At 51.8% G+C, this 23,011-nt stretch carries 17 protein-coding genes; 9 read left to right on the forward strand and 8 right to left on the reverse strand.

The features are described 5' to 3' along the window. Positions 1–415: 415 nt before the first annotated feature. A complete protein-coding gene (phoH, locus tag SC206_RS10360) occupies positions 416–1,204 on the forward strand; it encodes a phosphate starvation-inducible protein PhoH (protein WP_332736871.1) in 789 nt (262 codons plus the stop codon). A gap of 151 nt (positions 1,205–1,355) precedes the next feature. On the opposite strand, the gene chaA is transcribed toward phoH, so the two are convergent. Continuing rightward, positions 1,356–2,456 carry a sodium-potassium/proton antiporter ChaA gene (chaA, locus tag SC206_RS10365; protein WP_332736872.1) on the reverse strand — a complete coding sequence of 367 codons (1,101 nt, stop codon included), beginning with the start codon at positions 2,454–2,456 and terminating at the stop codon, positions 1,356–1,358. Between the two features lie 480 nt (positions 2,457–2,936). On the opposite strand from chaA, the gene chaB reads away from it, so the two are divergent. The 7 genes from chaB to pdxR all read left to right on the forward strand — a co-directional run bounded on the left by chaB (position 2,937) and on the right by pdxR (position 12,476). Further along, a complete protein-coding gene (gene chaB / locus SC206_RS10370) occupies positions 2,937–3,167 on the forward strand; it encodes a putative cation transport regulator ChaB (protein ID WP_332736873.1) in 231 nt (76 codons plus the stop codon). Positions 3,168–3,238: 71 nt separating this feature from the next. Beyond that, the gene (locus SC206_RS10375; RefSeq protein ID WP_332736874.1) at positions 3,239–4,873 is read left to right on the forward strand and encodes a carboxylesterase/lipase family protein; all 1,635 of its coding nucleotides are present in this window, start codon (positions 3,239–3,241) and stop codon (positions 4,871–4,873) included. Between the two features lie 80 nt (positions 4,874–4,953). Continuing rightward, on the forward strand, positions 4,954–5,913 hold the full coding sequence (locus SC206_RS10380) for a UV damage endonuclease UvsE (RefSeq protein WP_332736877.1): 960 nt from the start codon (positions 4,954–4,956) through the stop codon (positions 5,911–5,913). A gap of 234 nt (positions 5,914–6,147) precedes the next feature. Beyond that, positions 6,148–6,798: a GNAT family N-acetyltransferase gene (locus SC206_RS10385; protein ID WP_332736879.1), complete on the forward strand. Its 651-nt coding sequence runs from the start codon at positions 6,148–6,150 to the stop codon at positions 6,796–6,798. Continuing rightward, entirely contained in the window at positions 6,795–8,864 is a 2,070-nt protein-coding gene (locus tag SC206_RS10390) for a hydantoinase/oxoprolinase family protein (protein ID WP_332736881.1), read from the forward strand. Before SC206_RS10385 ends, SC206_RS10390 begins: the two co-directional genes overlap by 4 nt. Further along, complete coding sequence (locus SC206_RS10395; protein WP_332736882.1) at positions 8,854–10,854, forward strand: hydantoinase B/oxoprolinase family protein; 2,001 nt, start codon at positions 8,854–8,856, stop codon at positions 10,852–10,854. Before SC206_RS10390 ends, SC206_RS10395 begins: the two co-directional genes overlap by 11 nt. A 41-nt stretch (positions 10,855–10,895) precedes the next feature. Continuing rightward, positions 10,896–12,476 carry a MocR-like pyridoxine biosynthesis transcription factor PdxR gene (gene pdxR / locus SC206_RS10400; RefSeq protein WP_332736884.1) on the forward strand — a complete coding sequence of 527 codons (1,581 nt, stop codon included), beginning with the start codon at positions 10,896–10,898 and terminating at the stop codon, positions 12,474–12,476. Here pdxR and SC206_RS10405 read toward each other — a convergent pair. The 7 genes from SC206_RS10405 to SC206_RS10435 all read right to left on the reverse strand — a co-directional run bounded on the left by SC206_RS10405 (position 12,444) and on the right by SC206_RS10435 (position 20,544). Further along, the gene (locus SC206_RS10405) at positions 12,444–14,546 is read right to left on the reverse strand and encodes a peptidase domain-containing ABC transporter (protein ID WP_332736885.1); all 2,103 of its coding nucleotides are present in this window, start codon (positions 14,544–14,546) and stop codon (positions 12,444–12,446) included. The two genes, pdxR and SC206_RS10405, sit on opposite strands and share 33 nt — an antisense overlap. Then, positions 14,546–15,841 carry an HlyD family secretion protein gene (locus tag SC206_RS10410; RefSeq protein ID WP_332736886.1) on the reverse strand — a complete coding sequence of 432 codons (1,296 nt, stop codon included), beginning with the start codon at positions 15,839–15,841 and terminating at the stop codon, positions 14,546–14,548. The genes SC206_RS10405 and SC206_RS10410 overlap by 1 nt, the downstream gene beginning before the upstream one ends. A 127-nt stretch (positions 15,842–15,968) precedes the next feature. Then, positions 15,969–16,166 carry a hypothetical protein gene (locus SC206_RS10415; RefSeq protein WP_332736888.1) on the reverse strand — a complete coding sequence of 66 codons (198 nt, stop codon included), beginning with the start codon at positions 16,164–16,166 and terminating at the stop codon, positions 15,969–15,971. Positions 16,167–16,238: 72 nt separating this feature from the next. Next, positions 16,239–16,421, reverse strand: a complete 183-nt coding sequence (locus SC206_RS10420) for a hypothetical protein (RefSeq protein WP_332736890.1) — start codon at positions 16,419–16,421, stop codon at positions 16,239–16,241. A gap of 444 nt (positions 16,422–16,865) precedes the next feature. Continuing rightward, positions 16,866–18,965, reverse strand: coding sequence for a peptidase domain-containing ABC transporter (locus tag SC206_RS10425; RefSeq protein WP_332736892.1), 2,100 nt, complete (start codon positions 18,963–18,965; stop codon positions 16,866–16,868). Further along, positions 18,958–20,268, reverse strand: a complete 1,311-nt coding sequence (locus SC206_RS10430) for an HlyD family secretion protein (protein WP_332736895.1) — start codon at positions 20,266–20,268, stop codon at positions 18,958–18,960. Before SC206_RS10430 ends, SC206_RS10425 begins: the two co-directional genes overlap by 8 nt. Positions 20,269–20,337: 69 nt before the next feature. Continuing rightward, positions 20,338–20,544 carry a hypothetical protein gene (locus SC206_RS10435; RefSeq protein WP_332736897.1) on the reverse strand — a complete coding sequence of 69 codons (207 nt, stop codon included), beginning with the start codon at positions 20,542–20,544 and terminating at the stop codon, positions 20,338–20,340. Between the two features lie 591 nt (positions 20,545–21,135). Between SC206_RS10435 and SC206_RS10440 the strand changes: the two genes are divergently transcribed. Further along, positions 21,136–22,596: an NAD-dependent succinate-semialdehyde dehydrogenase gene (locus SC206_RS10440; protein WP_332736899.1), complete on the forward strand. Its 1,461-nt coding sequence runs from the start codon at positions 21,136–21,138 to the stop codon at positions 22,594–22,596. The last annotated feature ends 415 nt before the right edge of the window (positions 22,597–23,011 follow it).

Below are 23,011 nucleotides of genomic sequence, written 5' to 3' on the forward strand. Positions count from 1 at the left end.
GTTTCCAGATATCGTTATACTGAAATTAACTAGCCAACTTAACGGGGATAGCGAATGATAAAAACTCAGTTCGAATTATTCTCATTATCATTAATTTCTCAGCTCCCCTGTTCTTTAACTGAACTAATCCACTCACCGAATCAACCCGTCTCTTCTATTGGCTCTTTCACTGGTTTTCATATTGGTAGCAAAGTGAGCATTATTACTCGCTTATTGACTGTCATGGTCAAAGGTTTGTCATTAATGACAATGCCGTCCCGTGAAAAGAAAGCGGCTACTCGGCTATTTTCCTCTTCACGTTATTCTTTGGCTTCAAGTGGTCTAAAAGGAGACCAAACCTAATCTGTATGTGAAACATAATCGTACGGGCCGATTGGCCTTTTGCGTTAAGTGAAACAAACTGTAAGGTGCCACTATGGGAAGACAAAAAGCAGTGATCCAGGCTCGCCGTGAAGCTAAGCGTGTCATTAGACGTGATTCACGTAGTCACCGCCAGCGTGAGGAAGAGTCCGTAACTTCTCTCGTGCAAATGGGCGGTTTGGAATCAATTGGTATGGCTCGCGATACCCGTGATACTTCCATTATCCAGGCGCGAACAGAAGCTCAAGGTCATTACTTACTAGCCATAGAGAATAAGCAGTTAATATTTGCCACAGGCGAAGCTGGCTGCGGTAAAACCTTTATTAGCGCTGCGAAAGCGGCTGAAGCCTTAATACACAAAGAAATAGATAGGATAATTGTTACCCGTCCGGTGTTACAGGCCGATGAGGACCTCGGATTCCTGCCCGGCGATATCTCGGAAAAGTTTGCGCCTTATTTCAGACCGGTATATGACATATTAGTCCGTCGTCTGGGATCTTCTTTTATGCAGTACTGTCTGCGACCGGAAATAGGCAAGGTTGAAATTGCGCCGTTTGCTTATATGCGCGGACGTACTTTTGAAAACGCCGTGGTCATTCTGGATGAAGCCCAGAACGTTACCGCAGCGCAAATGAAAATGTTCCTGACTCGTCTCGGTGAAAACGTGACGGTAATAGTTAACGGGGATATCACTCAGTGCGACCTTCCGCGCGGCGTGGTATCAGGGCTTAGCGATGCATTATCCCGCTTCGAAGAAGACGAGATGGTCGGCATCATTCGCTTTGAGAAAGAAGACTGCGTGCGTTCCGAGCTGTGTCAACATGCTCTCAACGCCTATTCATGAGTTAACGCCCATTAATATGAGCTGATAACGTCATTATTAATAAAGTCCCATAGAAAAGGCCGCCAATATTGGCGGCCTTATTTATTATCACTCTCTGTCTCGCCGGTTTTTTCTTAAAACTTAATAATCATCTTAAAACCTAATAATCATCTTAAAGCATAATAATCATCATATAGGCACAGAAGAGGGCCAAATGCGCGGTGCCGTTGAGCACGTTGGTGCGTCCGGTTGAGAAAGAGATCTGACACAAGATTAATACCGCCAGCATCACTACGATATTCGCGGGATCCAGACTAAACATCAACTGCTGGCCGGTAAGGGTGGCAATAATCGTCACGGCCGGCACGGTCAGTGAAATAGTGGCGAGAACGGAGCCAAAAAACAGATTCATTGCACGCTGAACCTGATTTTTTAATACCGCCTTTAATGCGCCCAATCCTTCCGGGGAGAGAATAAGCAGCGCCACCAGGAAGCCGGTGAACTGCGCGGGCGCGTCCAGTTCTGTTAACAGTGTTTCGAGTGGGTTAGCGTTAAATTTAGTCACCGCGATAACCAGCACCAAATGAACAACCAGCCACAGCGCGTGAGTCAGGTTTTTATGTGATGACGGCTTACCGTGCGGCGTGGAGTCGTCTTCATCTTCATGTTCGTAAACAAACAAACTTTGGTGCGTTTTGGTCTGAATTAACAGGAAAACGCCATACATTGCCGCAGAAATCGCCGCCACAAACAGGGCCTGAACGGTGGTGAAATTACCGCCCGGCAATGCAGCGGGCAGCACCAGCACAATAATAGCCAGCGGAAAAATTGCCATCAAATACTGTTTAATGCCGCCGAGATTTACATACTGGGTCGCAAATTTTCTTCCGCCAAGCAGCAGCGCAAAGCCGACTAACCCGGAAGTCACAATCATGATGATCGAAAATAACGTGTCTCGCATAAGGGCAGGCGCGGCGTCGCCGGTTGCCATTAGCGCTGAGATTAAGCTTACTTCAAGAATGACCACGGAAAGGCTCAAAATAAGCGAGCCGTAAGGTTCACCTAACCGGTGTGCTAACACGTCAGCGTGACGGACAACGCTGAAGGCGCTGGCAAGAATACCCACCAGGGCAATTGCATTGATGCCGATAACAAAACCGAAGTTGCTGCTGTTGCCCCAAAGCATCAGAACGACGAGGGCGATAATAGGGAAAATGAGCGAATATTCCTTGTGACGGGATTTTTGCCTGATTTGTTCCTGAGATGACACCATGATGATTATTTTCCTTATAAATGATGCTGTTCGCAAAGGCATAACTGCAAATTTGCCTTTGGGAAAACATTGCGCCTATCCGATGAGGGGTGAGTTACCTCTATAAAATCTAACGGTAATTTTCTGTAACACTATAGCCGTTATTATAAACAATTGATAGTAAAAACGGCACTTAGTTGGTTTTTGCTCTATAGTCGCTATTTATAATGATTTAACCGGTTTTTTATGAGTAATTAACCCGCTTTTGGTGAGTTTGTGTTTTAGATAAATATATAAATTACAGTGTGTTGAAAGGTATTATGCTTTCCATGGGTGCTTTGAAAAATTAAGTAAAGAAGCTTGCCTTTATTTACACTATTTCAAAAAACTCAATTTTCTATTTTCACAGGGCTGAATGTTCCTAAACTCCATTATCTTCAAGCGTAGCAGCTAGACTGTTAAGTGAGATGAAACAAACTAGCTGATAAAGGAGAGCTAACCATGCCTTACAAACATCGTTCCGACCTACCTGATTCGGTTTCTAACGTGCTTCCTCCCCACGCGCAGGATATCTATAAAGAAGCATTTAACAGCGCGTGGGATGAGTACAAAGATAAAGATGACCGCCGTGGTGATGACAGCCGCGAGGAGACCGCCCACAAAGTGGCGTGGTCGGCAGTCAAACATTCTTATAAGAAAGGCGATGACGACAAGTGGCATTCTAAAAAATAGGGTTTGCCAGCCGTTTTCGTTTGGATTTTCGACTATTTTCGCATTTCGACTATTTCCCATAAGGACATTGCATGCCCAATCAGCAGGCTCCTCAAGTTGTAACGGAAAGCGGTACCGTTGAAGGAGAGTGGGATAACGAGATCGCCTGTTTTAAAGGAATACCGTTTGCGGCGCCGCCAGTAGGGGATTTACGTTGGCGGCCGCCGCAGCCGGTTGAAAAATGGCAGGGCGTAAAGGCGGCTTCAAATTACGGTCCCGCGAGCTGGCAAAATCGCGACTATTGCGTGGCGGTGGGCGGCGGCGATCCGGGGTCGTTTAGCGAGGATTGTCTCTATCTCAACGTCTGGTCAGATTTCTCAAGCGAGTCAAATTCTCGCGAGTCACAAGATTCGGCTTTGGCAGCAGACTCTGTTCTGATGGATAAGAGTCTGGCGAATGAAAGCCTGACGAAAATGAGTCAGGAGAAAAAGTGTGAGAAGAAGAAGGCGGTGATGGTCTGGCTGCACGGCGGGGGATTCTCCATCGGATCGGGCGGACTTTCACCTTACATCGGTTCGCCGCTGGCCTCTCAGGGCGTAGTGGTGGTGACGCTAAATTATCGCCTCGGACACCTCGGCTTTTTCGCTCATCCCGCGCTAGACGCTGAATATCCAGAGGGCGAAAAGGTCAATAATTTCGGCTTGCTGGATCAAATCGCCGCGTTACAGTGGGTGCGAAAAAATATCGCCGCGTTTGGTGGCGACCCCGACAATGTCACGCTGTTTGGCGAATCTTCCGGTGCGCGCTCCGTGCTAACACTGTTTGCCTCGCCGCTCGCCAAGGGGCTGTTTAACAAGGGGATTGTGCAGAGTGGCTATACGCTGCCCGATACTCCGCGTGATAAAGCGTTGGATTTGGGTGAACGTGTCGCCAGCCATTTTGGACTCGCTAACGCTACGGCGCAGCAGCTGCGTTCATTGCCGGAAGAGAGTTTTTGGAACCTGAACGGCAAGCTCGGCACTTCACCCGTGCCTATTGTCGGCGACGCCGTATTACCCGAGCCGATGCTCGAAGTCTTTCGCCACGGCAAGCAGCATGCGCTGCCACTAATGATTGGCAGCAACAGTGATGAACCTAGCGTGCTGGGCTATTTTAATATCGACGTCGGCAAGGTGGTTCAGCGAGTCAGGAAACAGCATCCGCTTGGTTTGCGTTTGATAAAGCTGCTTTATCCAAAAGTGAAAAACGATAAAGAGTTAGGCCGGCAGATAAGTCGCGACATGGTGTTCACCACCATGGGATACGTTGCGATGGTCGGGCAACACAAATCCGGTGCGCCCGGTTGGCGCTATTATTTCGATTATGTTGCTGAAAACGCCCGCAAGCAGTGCCCGAACGGCACTTGGCATGGCAACGAAATCCCTTTCGTCATGAACAATATGTCACTGATTGAAAGTACACAGATTATTGGCGGCGCTTTTACGCCACAGGACAAAGCCTTTGCCGCAGTTGTGAGCCAGTATTGGCTCAATTTTGCCCGTCACGTCGACAGCACCAGTCGTCACATTGATGGCGAAATTCGCTGGCCAAGCTGGCGACCGCGTGAAGACAAAATGCTGCGTTTTGGAAATCAGGGCAAGGCCGCACTGAAGGTCGAACAACGTTTTATGCGCCTGCGTTTGCGGCTGTTTAGACTGCTGATGACCAAGCTGGTGAAGCTGGATTAGCAGCGCTAATGACTATTCCAAATTGACTATTCCAAATCTACTGTTCCAAAGCTGTAAAAATAATGAGAAGAGGGAAAGAGATGAAACTGGGTTTTGCGTGTAAATTTTTCGACGCGGATTTTAAACAACCGTTTCCATTTAGGGCGACAACGCGGACGCGTTTTTTGAGTTTGGGCAAAGATGAAAGAATTAAACTGCTCGATGAAATTTCGCACGCCAATCTGCACAATTTTTATTTGAATCTCGAGGCGTTGGCTGAGCTCACGCCTGATTTGCGAATGATGCGTATCGGCAGTGACATGCTGCCACTCTATACCGTGCCCGAAGCGACGGAGTTATACAAAGCGCTGCTGCCTGACTTGACTCCGCTGTTTGAAAAATGCGGCGAGTTTGCCCGAGCCAATGACATTCGCCTGTCGTTTCATCCGGGTCAATATACCGTGCTGGCGTCTGATAATCCGCTGGTGGTCGAAAGGGCGATTGAAGACGTCGAATATCACGCGCTGTGCGCCAAATTTATGGGTTACGGTAAAACGTTTCAAGACTTCAAAATCAACATTCATATGAATGGCAAAGCAGGTTTCGAGGGTTTTAAACATTCATTCGAAAGGCTTAGCCCTGAAGCGCAGCGGATGCTGACAGTCGAAAATGATGAGGTTTCCTGCTCCCTCGACGACGTATTACAGGCGCGCGAACTCTGTCCGATCGTGTTGGATATTCATCATCATTGGGTAAAAGAGGCCGAATTCATTCGCCACGATGACCCGCGCATTGCGCTGATAAAAGCCTCGTGGCGCGGCGTGCGGCCCGTTTTGCACTATTCGATTTCTGTTGAAGGGCTGATTCCTGAACAAGGGTATCCAGAGCAGGCAGAGCTTGGCGTATCGAAGTCTAAACTGCGGGCGCACTCCGATTTTTACTTCAACGATACGCTGAATGATTGGGCATTATCGTTTAGTGATTTCGATATCATGTGCGAAGTGAAAATGAAAAATATTGCCCGTGACAGGCTCTATCAGCGACTTTTGACTCGCGCTTAACCACGATTTACCCTCGACAGATCCTACAAGCTATCCATTCTGGTTACCGACCTCACTTCTCTGGCTCCATAGAATCCCGCTGGCTGGCGCTAACACCGGCCAGCGTTCTATGGTTTATATAAAGTCACGGTTTTAAATAAAGTCGCGGTTTTAAATAAAGTCTCGGTTTTAATTAACTTCAAGGTTTTCAGAAATCCTAATCGGCTTGATTCAGTAACCAGACAGGTAATCCGCATGGCATGGGTGAATGAGAGCAACGCACGGGAATACGATCCCGTTGAATATAAGATTGTCGAATGGCGGCGCGAGGGTTTCGAACTCAGTACCGATCGCGCGCGGCTGGACATTGATAAGGTCCAGCACTTTCTTTCTGTTCAATCCTACTGGGCGCAGGGCCAGCCACGTGAGATTTTGTTGCGAACTATTGCCAACTCACTTGCGCTCGGCCTCTACTATCAGGGCCAGCAGATTGGCTTTGCACGCATTGTCACCGACTATGCGCGCGTGGCTTATTTGATGGACATTTTCATCGACGAAGCTTTTCGCGGCAAAGGCCTCGGCACCTGGCTCGCTGAGGTTGTTCGCACCCATCCCGATTTAACGCAGGTTCCAAAATGGTTGCTGACCACCCGCGATGCCCAGCCGGTTTACCAGCGTGCAGGGTGGAACGGCTTGAAGAGCCCCGAAATGATGATGGAAATTTCACCCGCCAATCCGGCCAACTGCGTGTCGAAAACGTTGGCCGATACGCATATGACTGTTCTGGCTACGCACACTACTGTTTCCGCTACGCACACAACAGGTTCCGCTACGCACACAACAGGTTCCGCTACGCAAACCACAGTGTCTGACCTTCAAACGAAAGCTAAGGAAAATCAGCGATGACTTACCGAATTGGCGTAGATATCGGTGGGTCGTTTACCGATTTCGCCGTGCTCGACGAGCGCGACAACAGTATTCGTACCCTGAAAGTGCTTTCGCGCCCCGACAGTCCCGGCAGTGAAATTACGACCGGTTTAGGCCAGCTGCGCGACCTGCACGGAATTGACCCGCGCGAAGTCCACTATTTTACGCACGGCACTACGGTAGGCGTTAACGCGGTGATTCAGCGTAAAGGAGTCAAGCTGGCGCTGTTTACCACCGAGGCTTTCGAAGATGTACTCGAACTGGCACGTTTGAAAATTCCGCACATTCACGACCTGTTTTCGCGTCGTCCCGAACCGTTAATCAGCCGGGATCGGGTATTTGCTATCAAAGAGCGAACCGACAGTCAGGGGCGAATTCTCAAAGCGGTGGATTTCGAATCGGTAAAAGCCGCGCTGGTGCAGGCAAGGGCGTTGGGTTGCGAAGGAATAGTGGTGTCGCTTCTGCACGCCTATCGAAACGTTAATAACGAAAAGCAGGTGCGGGAGTGGATAGGCGAGTTGGCACCCGACATGCTGACCTCCTGCTCGGGAGAAATCTGGCCGATCATTCGCGAGTATGAACGCACGATTACCGCGACCATCAACGCCTACGTACAACCGAAAGTCATCAACTATCTCGGCGCTTTCGAACGCGCATTGCGTGAAATGGGCGTGCCGGTTCCGCCGCGAATTACCAAGTCAAACGGCGGGGTAATGAGCGTGACGCAGGCCAAGGCCGAATGCGTGCAGATGATTTTGTCGGGCACCGCGTCGGGCGTGATTGGCGCGGGTTACATTGCCGACCAGTGCGGCTATAACAAACTGTTGAGCCTGGATATTGGCGGCACCAGCGCCGACGTCGCGGTTATCGTTGACGGCAAGCCGGAATATGGCAGCGGCGAGGTGATCGGCGAATTCCAAATCTTTATTCCTTCGGTTTCAGTGACTTCAGTAGGGCAAGGCGGCGGATCGCTGGCGTGGATTGACCGTCTCGGCGTTTTGCAGGTCGGCCCTGACAGCGCGGGTTCATTACCGGGTCCGGTGTGCTACGGGCGCGGTGGCACGCAGGCGACGGTCACCGATGCGTTTGCCGCCTGTGGCCTGCTCGGCCACGGCGCATTAGGCTATAGCGCGGTGAGTGTCGATGTCGAGGCTTCGCGTCGCGCCGTCGATTTACTCGCCCAACCGCTCGGGATTTCGATTGAAGAGACCGCCGAAACCATTATCGAGCTGGCGATTTCCAGCATGTATACCGACACCAGCGGATTGGTCTCGCGCTTTGGCATTGATCCCCGTGAGTTCTATTTCCTCGCCTTTGGCGGCGCGGGTCCGATGATGGGCTGTTATCTGGCGCGCGAGCTGAACATGAAAGGCGTGGTGGTGCCGCCAACACCGGGCGTGCTCTCCGCGCTAGGCGGGCTGGTCGCCGACCTGAAAAACGATTTTATCCGCACGCTTTATCGCGATTTTACCCCTGCCTGTCTCGAAGAGTTGACCCTGGCCGCCGTGGCGTTGCAGCACGACGCCGAAAGTTGGCTGCATCGCGAACACGGCGCAGATTTGCCTTATCGCCTGCAATTTTCGGCGGATATGCGCTATCGCGGGCAGTCATTCGAAATTGAAGTTCCGCTTGAAAGTTCTTGGCTATCAAATGAAAACGCTCAGGGATTAGTCGCCGTGGGTGAGGCTTTCAATCAGCAGCATCAGAAGATTTTCGGTCATAGCGATGCCAGCGCCGCGATGCAAATTATCAATCTGCGACTGGTCATTACCTCGCCGACTTCAAGGCCGGATCTGCAAAAGCTGGCGCACAGCGACGCGCCGGTAATACCGCAATCCGTGGTCAGCGCCTGGGTTGACGGCGCGCAGCAAGAGGTTTGGGTAGTACGCCGTAACAGCCTGTTGGCCGGCCAATCATTTAACGGACCGGCGATTATCGCGCAGGACGACTGCACCACCTGCGTGCCAACCGGCATGAAAATCGACGTTGATACCTTCGGCAACTTGATTATCACCTCTCTGGAGGCAGCACCTCATGGCAATTGATGGACGTAATCTACAAATTCTGGCCAACTATTGCGCCGCCGCAGCCGACGCCATGGCCTTCACGCTGATGCGTACCGCGCATTCAACTTTTGTGAAAGAGACAGAGGATTTCTCCTGCCAGCTCGTCACCCGCGACGGATTAGCCTTCGCCTCGCCGCGCAGTTTTGGTGCACCGTGGTACAGCGGCATCGACTATGCGCCCGTTTTAGCGCTGATCGATGACTATCAAGAGGGCGATATCTGCATCACCAACGACTCTTATGCCGGTAATGTTGCGACCCATTCACCCGATATTCACATCTGGAAGCCGGTATTTTATCAGGGCGAAATCGCCTGTTTCGTGGTCGGACACATTCACAATACCGACGTTGGCGGCGCGGTACCGGCCTCGCTGTCGCGATCGTTAACCGAAATTGTGCAGGAAGGCCTGCGTATTCCACCGTTGAAGATTATCAGTGGCGGTAAGATTAACGAAGATGTGGCACGGATTATGCGTCTTAACGTGAGGGCGCCGGATCAAAACTGGGGTGATTTTAATGCCCAAATCGCTTCGGTTAATATCGGCGAACGTAAGGTTCACGAGATTATTGCGCGCTTCGGGCTCGACGATTTCTTGCAGGGCGTCGAGGGCATTCTTGACTACGCCGAGCAGCAGGCCCGCAATATTATCGCCACCATTCCGGACGGAGAATATTTCTATGCTGACTATGCCGATGAAGATACTGATGGCGGTTATCCCTGCCGTATCGCGGTTACGCTGCGCGTTAGCGGCGAAACCCTTGAGCTGGACTACACTGGCAGCGATCCGCAACTCACGTCCTCACTAAATATGCCGACCGGCGGACGCGAGCGTCATCCGCTGGCGCTGGTCGGCGTCACCTACGTGCTCTCAACGCTCGACAGCCGCCTGCTGCTCAACGCCGGAACGCTACGGCCAACGCGCGCGATTTTGCCTCCCGGCACGGTGATGAACTGTGAAGCGCCCGCCGCCGTTGGCATGCGATCCCTGACCTGCGCCGTCTCGCAAATCGCAACCTTAGGGGCGTTTTCGCTGGCAGTGCCTGATCGATTACCCGCCAATTCACCGGGCGGCAACTCGATTGTGAACATCAAAACGGTCGACGCGCAGAGCCGCACGGTGGTGGCCTCGATTGGCCCGGTCGGCGGTGGTGCGGGCGGCACGCCAAAACACGACGGCCCAGACGGCTCCGGCGGCCTTTCGGCGTTTCTCAAAAATACTCCTGTTGAAATTAACGAAGCCGAAGTGCCGATTCTGATTCGTCGCTACGGGCTTTCACCCGACAGTGGCGGCGCTGGGCGCTATCGCGGCGGATTGGGCACCATTATGGAGTTCGAAATCACCGCGCCAAATACCGTGGTCACGGCGCGCAATCGCAACCGCTCGGTGTTTGCCTCGGCGGGCGCGGTCGGCGGCAATGCGGGCAAAAATTCGCGTTTTCAAACTAATCCAGACAGCGCAAGCTGTGTCGAACACGGCAATATCGATGTTATCAAATGCGGGCCGGGCGATATCGTGCGGTTGACCGGTCCGGGCGCAGGTGGTTACGGACCCGCGCGTGAACGCCTGCCAGCAAGCGTACTGCGCGACGTGCAGAGCGGTTTTGTTTCCGTCGAAGGTGCGCGCCGCGATTATGGCGTGGTTATTGTTGATGGCGAAATCGATATTAGCGCCACCGAAATCGCCCGCGCGGCAATGCCCGAAATAGCGGCGCAACATTTCGATTATGGTGAAGCGCGCTCGGCGTTTGAAGCGGTGTGGACCCGCGCGCGTTACGTCATTCTTACCGAATTTTTGGCCGCCGCGCCGGTAGTTTGGCGACATTTCCTCAAGCATCAGGTGTTTGCCGCCGTCGCCGCGCAGCCAAAAGTTGAAAACGAAGCGCAGATTGAGGGACAAATGGCCGATATCTTGCATAATTTAGTGCAGAAGTTTCCGGCGATCGGTCTACATCAACAGGCTAATGTTTAGGAAACGTTAAAACTTTTTCACCCTTTCATGAGGCAGACGCAATGTTTAATTTAACCGTCCCTAACACGCTCGATCGCAAGGCGCACGGGTCATTGCAGTCGAAATTGCGCGAGAAGCTTTCAGAGGCCATCGCACGCGGAGATTTTGAGCAGGGCCAAACGCTGCCGTCGACCCGCGTGATGGCCGAACAGCTGAAGATTTCTCGCAATACGGTGACGCTGGTTTATGAAGAGTTGGCGTCGGAAGGGGTGCTGATTTCTGCGCAGCGACGCGGATTTTACGTGGCTCCCGATGCCGTTTCACGCTTGCCACAAAGTCAGGAGAATCAACCGACTATCGCATCAGTCGATTGGGACAGCAAGCTGGTGATCAACCCGGCGGCGATGGAGCACATTACTCATCCTCACGATTGGCGCAGCAAAAAGTACACCTTTATGTACGGCCAGCACGATCGCTGGATTTTCCCGATTGATAACTGGCGCAAATGCAGCCGCGATTCTTTATCACTGCATGATATGTATGACTGGACGGTGGATTACGTTGATGAAGACGATCCCGTGCTGCTCGACGCATTTCGCCGTCGCGTGCTGCCACGGCGCGGTTTTACGGCCTCCACGCAGGAAGTGTTGGTCACCGTCGGCGCGCAGCACGCGCTCTATCTGGCGATTCAATGCCTGCTGCGGCCGGGCATGGTGGTCGGCATTGAAGACCCTTCCTATCCCGATGTGCGAAATTTGATGCTATTTCACGGCGCAGTTTTAGTGCCGCTAGCTGTTGATGAAGACGGCGTGATAATCAGTGACGCGATGAAAAAGTGCGACATTATTTACGTTACGCCGAGCCACCAGTCGCCAACCACCGTGACGTTGTCACATTCACGCCGCCGTCAACTGTTGGCGATGGCGGCGGAGCACGATTTTATTATCATCGAAGACGATTACGACACTGAATCGCGCTTCGGAAGATTTCCATCGAGTGCGCTGAAATCGATCGATACTGACGGCCGCGTGGTTTACGTCACCAGCCTGTCGAAGCTGCTTTCGCCGGGCCTGCGGGTCGGTTTTCTGGTCGGGCCGCTGCCGTTTATTCGTCAGGCGCGGGCGCTGCGTCGCATGAGCATTCGCCATCCGGCGGCCAATAATCAGCGTACCGTGGCGCTATTTTTGAAGGGCGGTTATTACGAATCGCTGTTAAAACGTTTTCATGAAGAGTACGCGCTGCGCTGGAATACGCTCCAGCAGGCGTTGAAACACTCTATTCCGTGCGCCGAAATTGCCAGCTCGGAAGGCGGCAGTTCGGTGTGGCTAAAATTCCCGACTTCGATTAATACCCGCGAGCTTTCGCAGCGCGCCTATCAGCGCGACGTCTATATTCAGCCCGGCGAAAGCTATTTCCTTAACACCGTTGATCGGCATTCAATCGATGAGCCGTCAGGATCGGAAAAAAGCACGCGGCCAACGCACTACATGCGCATCGGTTTTTCTTCTATAAAGGTTGAAGATATCGCCGACGGTATTGCTATCGTCGGCGGCGTAGTGGATGAAATGCTGGCGGAAATAGCAGCTAACATGTTGAATGAAAATAGCCTGTTAACTGCCGAGCACAATCACGCGATCGGCTGAGGCAATGGTCGACGGACGGTGAGCAATAATCACCCGCGTAATGTTGAGGGCGGCAATCGAGGCGTTGATGTGCGCCTCGTTGTCGACATCAAGATGGCTGGTGGCTTCGTCGAGGAACAAAATCCCGGGCCGACGATAGAGCGCGCGCGCAATCAAAATGCGCTGTTTCTGGCCGCCGGAGAGGCTGCCGCCCAGCTCGGTAATCAGCGTTTCATAGCCCATCGGCATTGCCAGAATGTCTTCATGAATATTGCAGCGTTTGGCGCAGTCAATCAGATGTTCGGGGTCGCGCTGCTCTTCGAAGCTGGCGATGTTCTCGGCAATCGAGCCCGCAAACAGCGTGTCTTCCTGCAACACGCAGGCCGTGCAGGCACGATAGTTATTGGCACCCACCTTGCTGATGTCCATGCCGTTGAGTTTCACCTCGCCCGATGTCGGCAGCAGCAGGCCCGCCAGAATCTTCATTAATGTGGTTTTGCCCATCCCGGAAGGCCCTGTAATAGCAACACTTTCTCCGGCTGCAACCTTGAGATTCAGATTGTTAATCAAGGGCGCGGAGAGCACGTCATATTGAAACGAGACGTTTTGCACCTCCAGCGCGGCGGGTTCGCCGAGACGCAACAGCGCGCGCTCGGGCACGTTATGTTCCACCTCGGTCAGCGCGATATCGGCGATTCGCTCAGAGTGCAGCGACAGCATTTTCAGCTGCAATACCATGTCGAGCAGGTTGGCGGCGCGTTCCGAAAATTGTCCGCGATAGGTGTTAAACGCCACAAACATGCCGAGCGTCATGTGGCCGTCGATCACCTGCGTCGCGCCGAGCCACAGCAGCACAATTTGGTCGAGCGTGGCGATTAAGGTATTGCCGCCCTGAAACAGCATCTCGTAACGGGTTTTGCGCACCGTCGCGTTGGCGGTATCAATATTCATGTTCAGCCAGCGCTGGGCGCGATTGGGCGATAAACCCAGAGCTTTCAAGGTGCCCATTCCGTACAGCGTTTCCATAAAGTGCGAGCTGGCGCGGGCCGATTTCACCAGCTGCTCTTCGGCGATTTGCCGATAGGTCGGATAAGTTGACAGGCGGAACAGGCAGTAAAGCGTGGTGAATCCGAGGATAACCCAGACCAGCCAGCCGCCGTAGAGAATCATCATCACGATAAGCCCGACCGACATAATGCCGTCCATCAGGCTGTTGACTACGTTGCTGGTGAGCGTGGTGCGCAGCGTGTCGAGCGAGATAAAGCGCGACTGAATATCGCCGAGTTTGCGTTTCTCAAAATAGGCCAGCGGCAGGGCGAGCAGGTGATCGAACAGCCGCGCCTTCCATTGCACGTCAATTAGCGTGCTCATCACCAGTTGGGTCCACGATTTGAGAATGCTGATGCCCGTGCGAAACAGCACGAAGAACAGCAATCCGAGGCAAATCAGCGTCAGCAGATTCGGGTCCTGCGCGGGAATAACGTGATCCATTACTAATTGCATGCCAACGGGCAGCAACAGATTCACCGACTCAATCAATAACGAGAAGCAAAACAGCTTGGTCAGCGTAGAAAAAATGCCGCCGACGTTACCCACCATCCGCCGTAAATTCAGCCGGTTAACATTCTTCTTATGGCTAAAGTCGGCATCGGGCCACAGCTCCAGCGCCACGCCGGTAAAATGTGCCGAGACCTCTTGCAGCCCCAATACGCGCTTGCCAAAAGCGGGATCGTGAACCACGACGCGCCCGCGTTTAGCCGAAATCAGCACCACGAAATGATTCATGTCCCAGTGCAAAATGCAGGGCGTTTTCAGCTCGGTCAGCTCGTCGATATCCAGCCGCAGGGCGCGTGATTTCAGGTTGAGCTGCTGGGTCACCGCCATCAGCGTTTTCAGCGTCACGCCGCGCGTTGATACATCAAACTGCTGGCGCAGGCTGAGCAAATCGGTTTGCAAGCCGTGATAACCGCAAATCATCGCCACGCTCGCCAGCCCGCATTCGGCGGCTTCGGTCTGAATAATCTGCGGCACTTTACGGCGAAAACTAAAGTGTAATTTTCCGACTAATTCGTCTAGCTGTTGTTTGTTCATTAATTTTCCCCGCCGTTAACGGGTCCGGTAATGCTTTTCTTCAAGCTGTAATAAGGTGAGAGCATCCACTGATACAACGGACGTTTTTCTAAAAACAGCGTGGTTTCGGCCTGCATGCCGCTCGAAAGCGCCAAGGTCTGGCCGTGCCAGGTGAGCGAACCTCTCTCGAGCGCCACAATCGCCTTAAAGTAGCTGCCGTCCGCGGTTTCAATGCTGGTACGCGGCGCGGAAACGTAACCGGCCATCTCTTTGGCGGTGCTTGGCGCGCTGGCCACCGAAATGATTTTGCCCGGGAATTGGCCATATTTTTGGAAAGGGAAGGCGGCATAACTGACGTTGATTTTCTCACCGAGCTGCACGTACGGGCGGCTGGCGTCGGGTAGCCACGCGACCAGATAAAAGTCGTGCTCGCTCTGCGGCACCAGCTGCACCAGACTGTCGCCTGAATTCACCATCTGGCCCGGCGTGACGCTCAGCGACGAAATATTGCCGTCGGTGGGCGCGGTGATCATGATCAGATTTCTGGCGTTGGCCTGCGCGAGTTCGCGATCCAGCCCCTGCTGTTGATACAGCGACTGAGAAATCTCGTTGTCGAAATCGGCGGCCTTGGTCACTTTTTCACTTTGCAGGTTACTGATTTGCAGAGATTGCTGGATAACCTGCGCAGTCAGGCTCTGATAGGCGCTCTGCTGCTGGTAATAAAGGTAGCGCTGATTGTTGAGCTGATCGGTGGTAATCAGCCCCTTTTTCAACGAGTCGGTGTAGGAGTCGAGGCTTTTGCCCATCGACGCCAATCCTTCTTTCGCCGACGCGACCATATTATTCAAGCCGGTTTGCGCCTGTTTATACTGGTCGAGCTGCTGTTGCAGATTCGCGAGGGTCGCAATTTTATTGTTGCGTTGCTGGGCGATAATATCGTCAAGCTGTGCGCGCTGTTTGTTAATGGCGTCGAGCGTAGAGGTGCTGACATTGCCCGATTGCGAAACCTGACTCACGTCAATCTGGTACAGTGGCGTGCCCGCTTTAACGCGCTGCCCGTTTTGCACCAGCAGTTTTGCAATCACGCCCTGCTGCGGAGAAAACAGATTGATTGTATAAGGCTGAGTGATAACTTCAGCGCTAACGTTTATGCGGCGTGTATAGTTTGCAAAGGTCAGAAACAGGATGAGAAGCAAGATAAAGCTGCTGGTCAGCGTGACTGTAACCCACAGCGGCCAGCCTTTTAATAACAGCGCTTTGCCGAGCCACTGAGTTTGCTGCTGGGTGGCGGCTTCCTGACGGAAAAGTGCGGACATCACATTACTCTGTAAGAGATAAAACAGCGGGCCGATAATCAGCCCGCCGAAAATTCATCTATTCTGTAGAGACTTAAAAGCCTGTAGAGACTTAATAGCCTGTAGAGAATTAAAAGCCTGCGTCTTATTAGACCAGCGCTTTCAGCACGTCAGTCACGCCGGTTTCAACACTGCTAACCGCGTTAGGGATCGTAGTTTCTGCCAGCGTGGTCACCGCAGAACCTACGGTGCTTGCCACGGTGCCTACAACGTTACTTACCAGGCTTGAAAGCAGGCCGCCACCAGCAACTTGTTCAACTTCAACGCTATTCAGTTCTTTCATCATTATCTCCAAAAAAAGTGTGTTTCACTCGAGTCATTCTTTGACAGGAATTCAGCTCGATGAGTTGAAAAAGGCTTAAACCAGCGCTTTTACCACATCAGAAACGCCAGTCGCGACTGCGCTAACAGCGTTAGGAATAGTGGTGTTAACGATTGGGCTCACCAGTGGGCTAACAGTGCTTACCACGTTGCTTACCAGGCTTGAAATTAAACCGCCGCCTGCAACCTGCTCAACTTCCATTGTGTTCAGTTCTTTCATGGTAACCTCTGCTATAGATAAAATTAGTTAAATGAAAAGCTCATTTATACATAAGTAAAAGTTAACTGTAATCGCTGATTATTTTTTGCGCCGCGAATTTTCGACGCCAGGCGATGACGGAAAGTACTCTAAACTATCTTGTTAAGTTTGACTTTGGGTTTTATTAAAAAAGATTAATATTCTTATTTATTAATTATTTGTCAGATAAATGGCTGAATATAGAGCAATTTTCAAAAGAGGTGAAGGTTTTATTGTCATCATTCTTAAGCTTAAGTATTCAGGTAAAAGCATAAGAAATATTTGATGATCAAAATTAACACTAATTAAATACATTAAATATATAGGGGTATTGCGCTATTTTTAGGCGGCTGGTTTTTTATTAATCGAGTTATGACAAAGTGTAATTTTTAGCGAGCTGAAAGTGAGGCAAAAGAAAGGAGGGCGTTAACTTCCCAATACGAAAACGCGGTCTGCGGAGGCAATCGTTGAGGGGCGATGAGCGATAATAATGCGGGTGATTTTTAATGCTGCGATGGCGTCATTTATGTGCCGTTCGTTGTTGATATCCAAATGGCTGGTGGCTTCGTCGAGAAATAAAATGCTCGGACGTCGATAGAGCGCGCGAGCAATCAACAGGCGCTGCTTCTGACCACCGGAGAGGCTGCCGCCCAATTCGCTGACCAAGGTTTCATAACCCATCGGCATCGCCAAAATGTCATCGTGGATATTACAGCGCGTGGCGCAGTCGATCAGGTGTTCCGGCTCGCTCAAAGGCTCGAATCCGGCGATGTTTTCCGCAATCGAGCCGGCAAACAAGGTGTCATCTTGCAGCACGCAGGCGATACAGGCGCGATAATTATTAACGCCGACCTTGCTGATATCCAAGTCGTTGACCCGAATTTCGCCCGAGGTGGGCAATAAGAGTCCCGCAAGAATCTTCATTAACGTGGTTTTTCCCTGACCCGATGGGCCGACAATCGCCACGCTTTCTCCCGCTGCGACCCGCAAATCAAGATTTTTAATTAGCGGCGGCGATAGGGCATCATACTGAAACGACAGCTCTTTTACCTCCAGCGACGCGGCCTCTCCCGCTCGCATCAATGCTCGCTCAGGCAGGTGATGTTCAACCTCGTTTAAGGCAATATCGGCAATACGCTCCGAATGCAGCGACAGCATTTTCAGTTGCAGCAGCATATTCAGCAGGTTGGCGGCGCGTTCAGAAAACTGGCCGCGATAGGTGTTAAAGGCTACGAACATGCCGAGCGTCATATGGCCGTCAATCACCTGCGTCGCGCCGAGCCACAGCAGCACAATCTGGTCGATCGTGGCGATCAGCGTGTTGCAGCCCGAAAACATCATCTCAAAGCGCGTTTTCCGTACCGCCACATTGGCATTATCGATGTTCATATTCAGCCAGCGCTGGGCGCGATTCGACGATAATCCCAACGCTTTCAAGGTGCCCATGCCGTAAAGCGTTTCCATAAAATGGGAGCTGGCCCGCGCGTTTTTAACTAACTGCTCCTCTGAAATCTGCCGATAAGTCGGATAAGTGGCGAGGCGCAGCAGGCAGTAAATCAGGGTAAAGCCGAGCACTATCCAGACCAGCCAGCCGCCGTACAGGATCATCATCACTACCAGCCCGACCGACATTATGCCGTCCATCAAACTGTTGACCACGTTGCTGGTGAGCGTGGTGCGCAGGGTATCGAGCGAGAGAAACCGCGACTGAATATCGCCGAGTTTGCGTTTCTCAAAATAGGCCAGCGGCAGGGCGAGCAGGTGGTCAAACAGTCGCGCTTTCCACTGCACGTCTATCAGCGTGCTCATCACTAACTGGGTCCAGGACTTGAGAATGCTGACGCCGGTGCGAAACAGCACGAAGAAAAACAGCCCGAGGCAGATGAGCGTCAGCAGGTTGGCGTCTTGCGCAGGAATCACGTGATCCATTACTAATTGCATGCCGACGGGCAGCAACAGATTCACCGACTCAATCAATAACGAAAAGCAAAACAGCTTGGTTAACGTGCCCATCAGCCCGCTGACATTGCCTATCATCCGTCTTAAATTCAATCGGTTGAGGCTTTTCTTTTGGCTAAATTCGCCGTCGGGCCACAGCTCCAGCGCCACGCCGGTAAAATGCCCTGAAACCTCTTGTAAACTCAGCACGCGACGACCAAACGCGGGATCGTGGATGACGAGCTTGCCGCGCCGAATCGCCACCAGCACCACAAAGTGATTTAAATCCCAATGCAGGATACACGGCGTTTTGAGTGCCGAAATATCAGTCATATCAAGCTGTAACGCGCGCGATTTTAAGTGCAGCTGGCTGGCGATACTCATTAAGGTTCGCAGCGTGACGCCGCGAGTTGAGACTTCAAACTGCTGGCGCAGAGTCAGCAAATCGGTGTGCAGGCCGTGAAAGCCGCAGATCATCGTGAGGCAGGCCAGCCCGCATTCGGCGGCCTCGGTTTGAATAATTTGCGGCACGCGACGACGAAAGCCAAAATGCAGCTTGTCGGTGAGCGCCTTTAAATTCTTATTCATTTAGCGGGCCATTTGAGCTGCTAGGCGCGGGGGCCATAACGCTGTTTTTCAGGCTGTAATAGGGCGACAGCATCCACTGATAAAGCGGCCGCTGCTCGAGAAAAAGCGTGGTTTGCGCCTGCATGCCGCTGGTGAGGGTTAATTTTTGACCGTGCCAGCTTACCGAGGCTTCGTTAAGGGCAATCAGCGCCTTGAAATAGGTACCGTTAATCGCGCCATTGCTGCCGCGCGGCGCGCTGATATAACCGATCATCTCTTTATCCGTGCTTGGCGCGGCGGCAATCGACAGCACTTTACCCGGAAATTGACCATATTTCTCAAACGGAAAGGCAGCGTAGCGCACGCTGATCGTGTCGCCGGGTTTTACATACGGGCGACTTTCATCGGGCAGCCAGGCGATGAGATAAAACGCCGAACCGGAGGCGGGAACCAGCTGCGCGAGGCTGTCACCGGCGTTCACCATCTGACCCGCCGTAACGCTTAACGATGAAACGCTGCCTGCTGACGGCGCATTGATCATCAACAAGTTTCTGACGTCCGCCTGCGCCATCTCGCGATCTAATCCCTGCTGCTGATAGCGCGATTGCAAGATTTGATTATCAAAATCCGCGCCTTTGGTCACCTTGGCGCTTTGCAAGCCGCTGATTTGCAATGACTGCTGAATCACCTGCGCATTGAGGCTTTGCAGCGAACTTTGCTGCTGATAATAGAGATAACGCTGGTTGTTGAGCTGATCGGTGGTGATTAAGCCCCGCTGCAACGACGTATTGTAAGAGGCTAAACTGGCGCGCATCGCGTTTAATCCCTCCTGCGACGAGGCGACCATTTTATTCAGCCCCAGCTGCGCCTGCTGATACTGCTCGAGCTGCTGCTGGAGATTAGCGAGGGTGGCGCGCTTATTACTTTCAAGCTGGGCAATTATATCGTCCAGCTGGTTATGCTGTTTATTAATGGCGGCCAGCGTTGAGGTGCTGGCGTTACCCGCCTGAGTAATGCGACTTAAATCAATCTGATACAGGGGCGTACCCGCGCTAACCTGCTGTCCGTTGCTGACCAGCAGTTTGGCAATTACGCCCTGTTCGGGTGAAAACAGATTGATGGTTTGCGGCTGGGTAATGATTTCGGCGCTAACGCTAATCCGTCGCGCATAGCTGGCAAAAATCAGCGCGGCGAGCAGGGAGGCGATGAAAATCAAGGTAACGAAAACGGTAATCCACGGCGGCCAGCCTTTAAGCAGCAGCGCCTTGCCCAACCACTGGGACTGCTGCTGCGTCGCGACTTCGGGGCGGAAGAGTGGGGGCATGATTTGTCTCAAGCATAAAAATTTGAAAACTGCGGCCATTTTAGGCCGCAGTAAAAACCTTCACAATTATTATGGATTTGTAATAAAATCAATATCATCGTTCACAGTGTTTATTACCTGATTAGTTGCTGAGGTTGTAAACCCGACAACTAATTTATAGTTATGAGTTACCAAACCACCTGAAGCGTTTAAAGCAGTCTGAGCTTGACTGATCACATCTGATGCCAAATCACCACCCGCCACCAACTCAACGTCATTCAGCGTAAGTTCTTTCATGACTGTCATCTCCATTTAAGAGAATTGCCAACCCCTGCGGCGTACCTTGCGGTCATCGGACAGCGGCGCTGCTACCGGAGGTCTGCCATTAACTTTAGGCGGCTGGTGTGAAAGCAGCACAAAGCCCTGCGGGATTCCAACTATCGTGCTTTGAGCGAATTAAATGCTTAAATTCAAGCTGCTAGCGTCAACCCTTGATTTCAACCTGCACTAATCGGCGGTGCATTATCTTTAGACGATGGGTTCATCCTTTCTGCCAGCCAAATACGGTGTTAAATCTCACCTGAGATACGGATTTGGAGTTTTATGCTATTCAGTGCATTAAGTAGAGATCAATGGTCCGCTTTGATCTTATAAGTAGAATTAAATAGTGATATTAAGTATTAACTCCTAAATTAAGAGGCTGATTCCAGCAGTTTCCCATTAACGTTATTGCCGTCACATCGACCCAACGCCAAACACGAAATGTTTTTTGTCAGAGAGATAACGCAGAATCTGCTGCGCCGAGCTGCGCATTCCCCACAAAAAATTCGCCGTTGTCGGTAGAGTAAATTCATACCCAAACGAATTGATTGCCCGAGTGGAGAAAATATGTCGCAACTGCCTTTGAAGGATTCAACACTGTTCCGCCAGCAGGCGTTTATCGCCGGTCGCTGGGTCGACGCGCACAGCAGCGAGACGATTGATGTGATCAATCCGGCCACGGCAGAGGTGATTGCCAAGGTTCCCGCGATGGACGAGCAGGACACTCGCGACGCCATTCAGGCCGCGGAAGCGTGTCGCAAAGCGTTTGCCGAAACCCCGGCAGCAGATCGTGCCGCGATGCTGGAAAAATGGTATCAGCTGATTTTGGATAATACCGAAGACCTCGCCGTTATCATGACGGCGGAGCAGGGTAAATCGCTGGAAGAGGCACGCGGTGAAGTGCGCTACGGTGCCAGCTTCGTTAAATGGTTTGCCGAAGAGGCGCGACGGATTTATGGCGAAACTATTCCTGCGCCAACCCGTGACCGTCGAATTCTGGTGTTGAAACAACCGGTTGGCATTGCCGCCGCTATCACGCCGTGGAACTTCCCGATTGCGATGATCACCCGTAAATGCGCGCCAGCGATTGCGGCGGGTTGTCCGATTATTGTTAAACCTTCTGACTTAACACCGCTGTCGGCGCTGGCGTTGGTTGAGCTTGCTACCCGCGCGGGCATTCCGGCAGGCGTGTTACAGGTAGTGACCGGCATGCCGCAGGGCATCGGCGCGGAGTTAACCAGCAATCCGCTGGTACGCAAATTATCCTTTACCGGCTCGACTCGCGTGGGCCAGTTGTTGATGCGCCAGTGTGCCGATTCGGTCAAACGCCTCAGCTTTGAGTTGGGCGGTAACGCGCCGTTTATCGTGTTTGACGATGCCGACATCGACTTGGCGATCGCTGGCGTCATGGTCAGCAAGTTCCGCAACGGCGGCCAAACCTGCGTCTGCGCCAACCGTATTTTGGTACAGCGCGGCATTTACGATAAGTTCGCCGCGCGGCTAGTGGAAGAAACCAACAAGCTGAAAGTCGGTAACGGCTTTGAGGCAACCACGCAAATTGGCCCGTTGATTAACAAGGCGGCGGTCGAAAAAGTCAATCGCCACATCGATGACGCACTAAGTCAGGGCGCGCGCTTATTGACCGGCGGCATCGCCGAAGGCGACAGCAACTTTGCCAAACCTACCGTTTTAGCCGACGTCACCTCTTCGATGCTGATTGCTAACGAAGAAACGTTCGGGCCGGTCGCGCCACTGTTTTGTTTCGACGATGAACAGGAAGCGATCGATTTGGCTAACGCCACGCCATTTGGTTTGGCTGCTTATTACTTCACCGAAAACTTACGTCGTTCATGGCGCGTGGCTGAAAAACTGGAATTTGGAATGGTCGGCTTAAATACCGGTTCCGTTTCACTAGAAATAGCGCCGTTCGGCGGGATAAAGCTTTCAGGAATTGGCCGTGAAGGCGCGAAAGCCGGTATTGAAGAATATCTTGAAATGAAATCTTTCCATATTGGCGGGCTTAATTAATAAGCAGGCTGTTCTTTTTTGAGACAGCGTTAGCCAAGATTATCGGTATGAGTTTTAGCAGTTTGTTTAGCGACTATTTTTTGCTTTATGTTGTAGGTTCTGTGTTTATCCTTTAATGCTTAGGAACGCGGCTATCACCTCCCCGATAGCCGCATTTTTAGCCTGTCTAATAGTTTCCTCCTTTTACTCCTGCCGTTTTAATGTGCTTGTTAAACTCCTGTGAACTTTTGCGGTGCATTTCTCATTTATTCATAAAAAATAATGCTTTAATGCAGCTAATGGCTTTGGTGAATTCTTGTTTAGATCATAAAAGTGCAAACAAAGTGCAGAGATTCCCTGCTTTGGTGCAGTAAATGTACATTTTTCATTCGCTTATTTTTCATTGAATAATGTTGCGACGGAAAGGTGAAGTTTT

Source organism: Rouxiella sp. T17 (genome assembly GCF_036663475.1).
Classification (GTDB): Bacteria; Pseudomonadota; Gammaproteobacteria; order Enterobacterales; family Enterobacteriaceae; genus Rouxiella.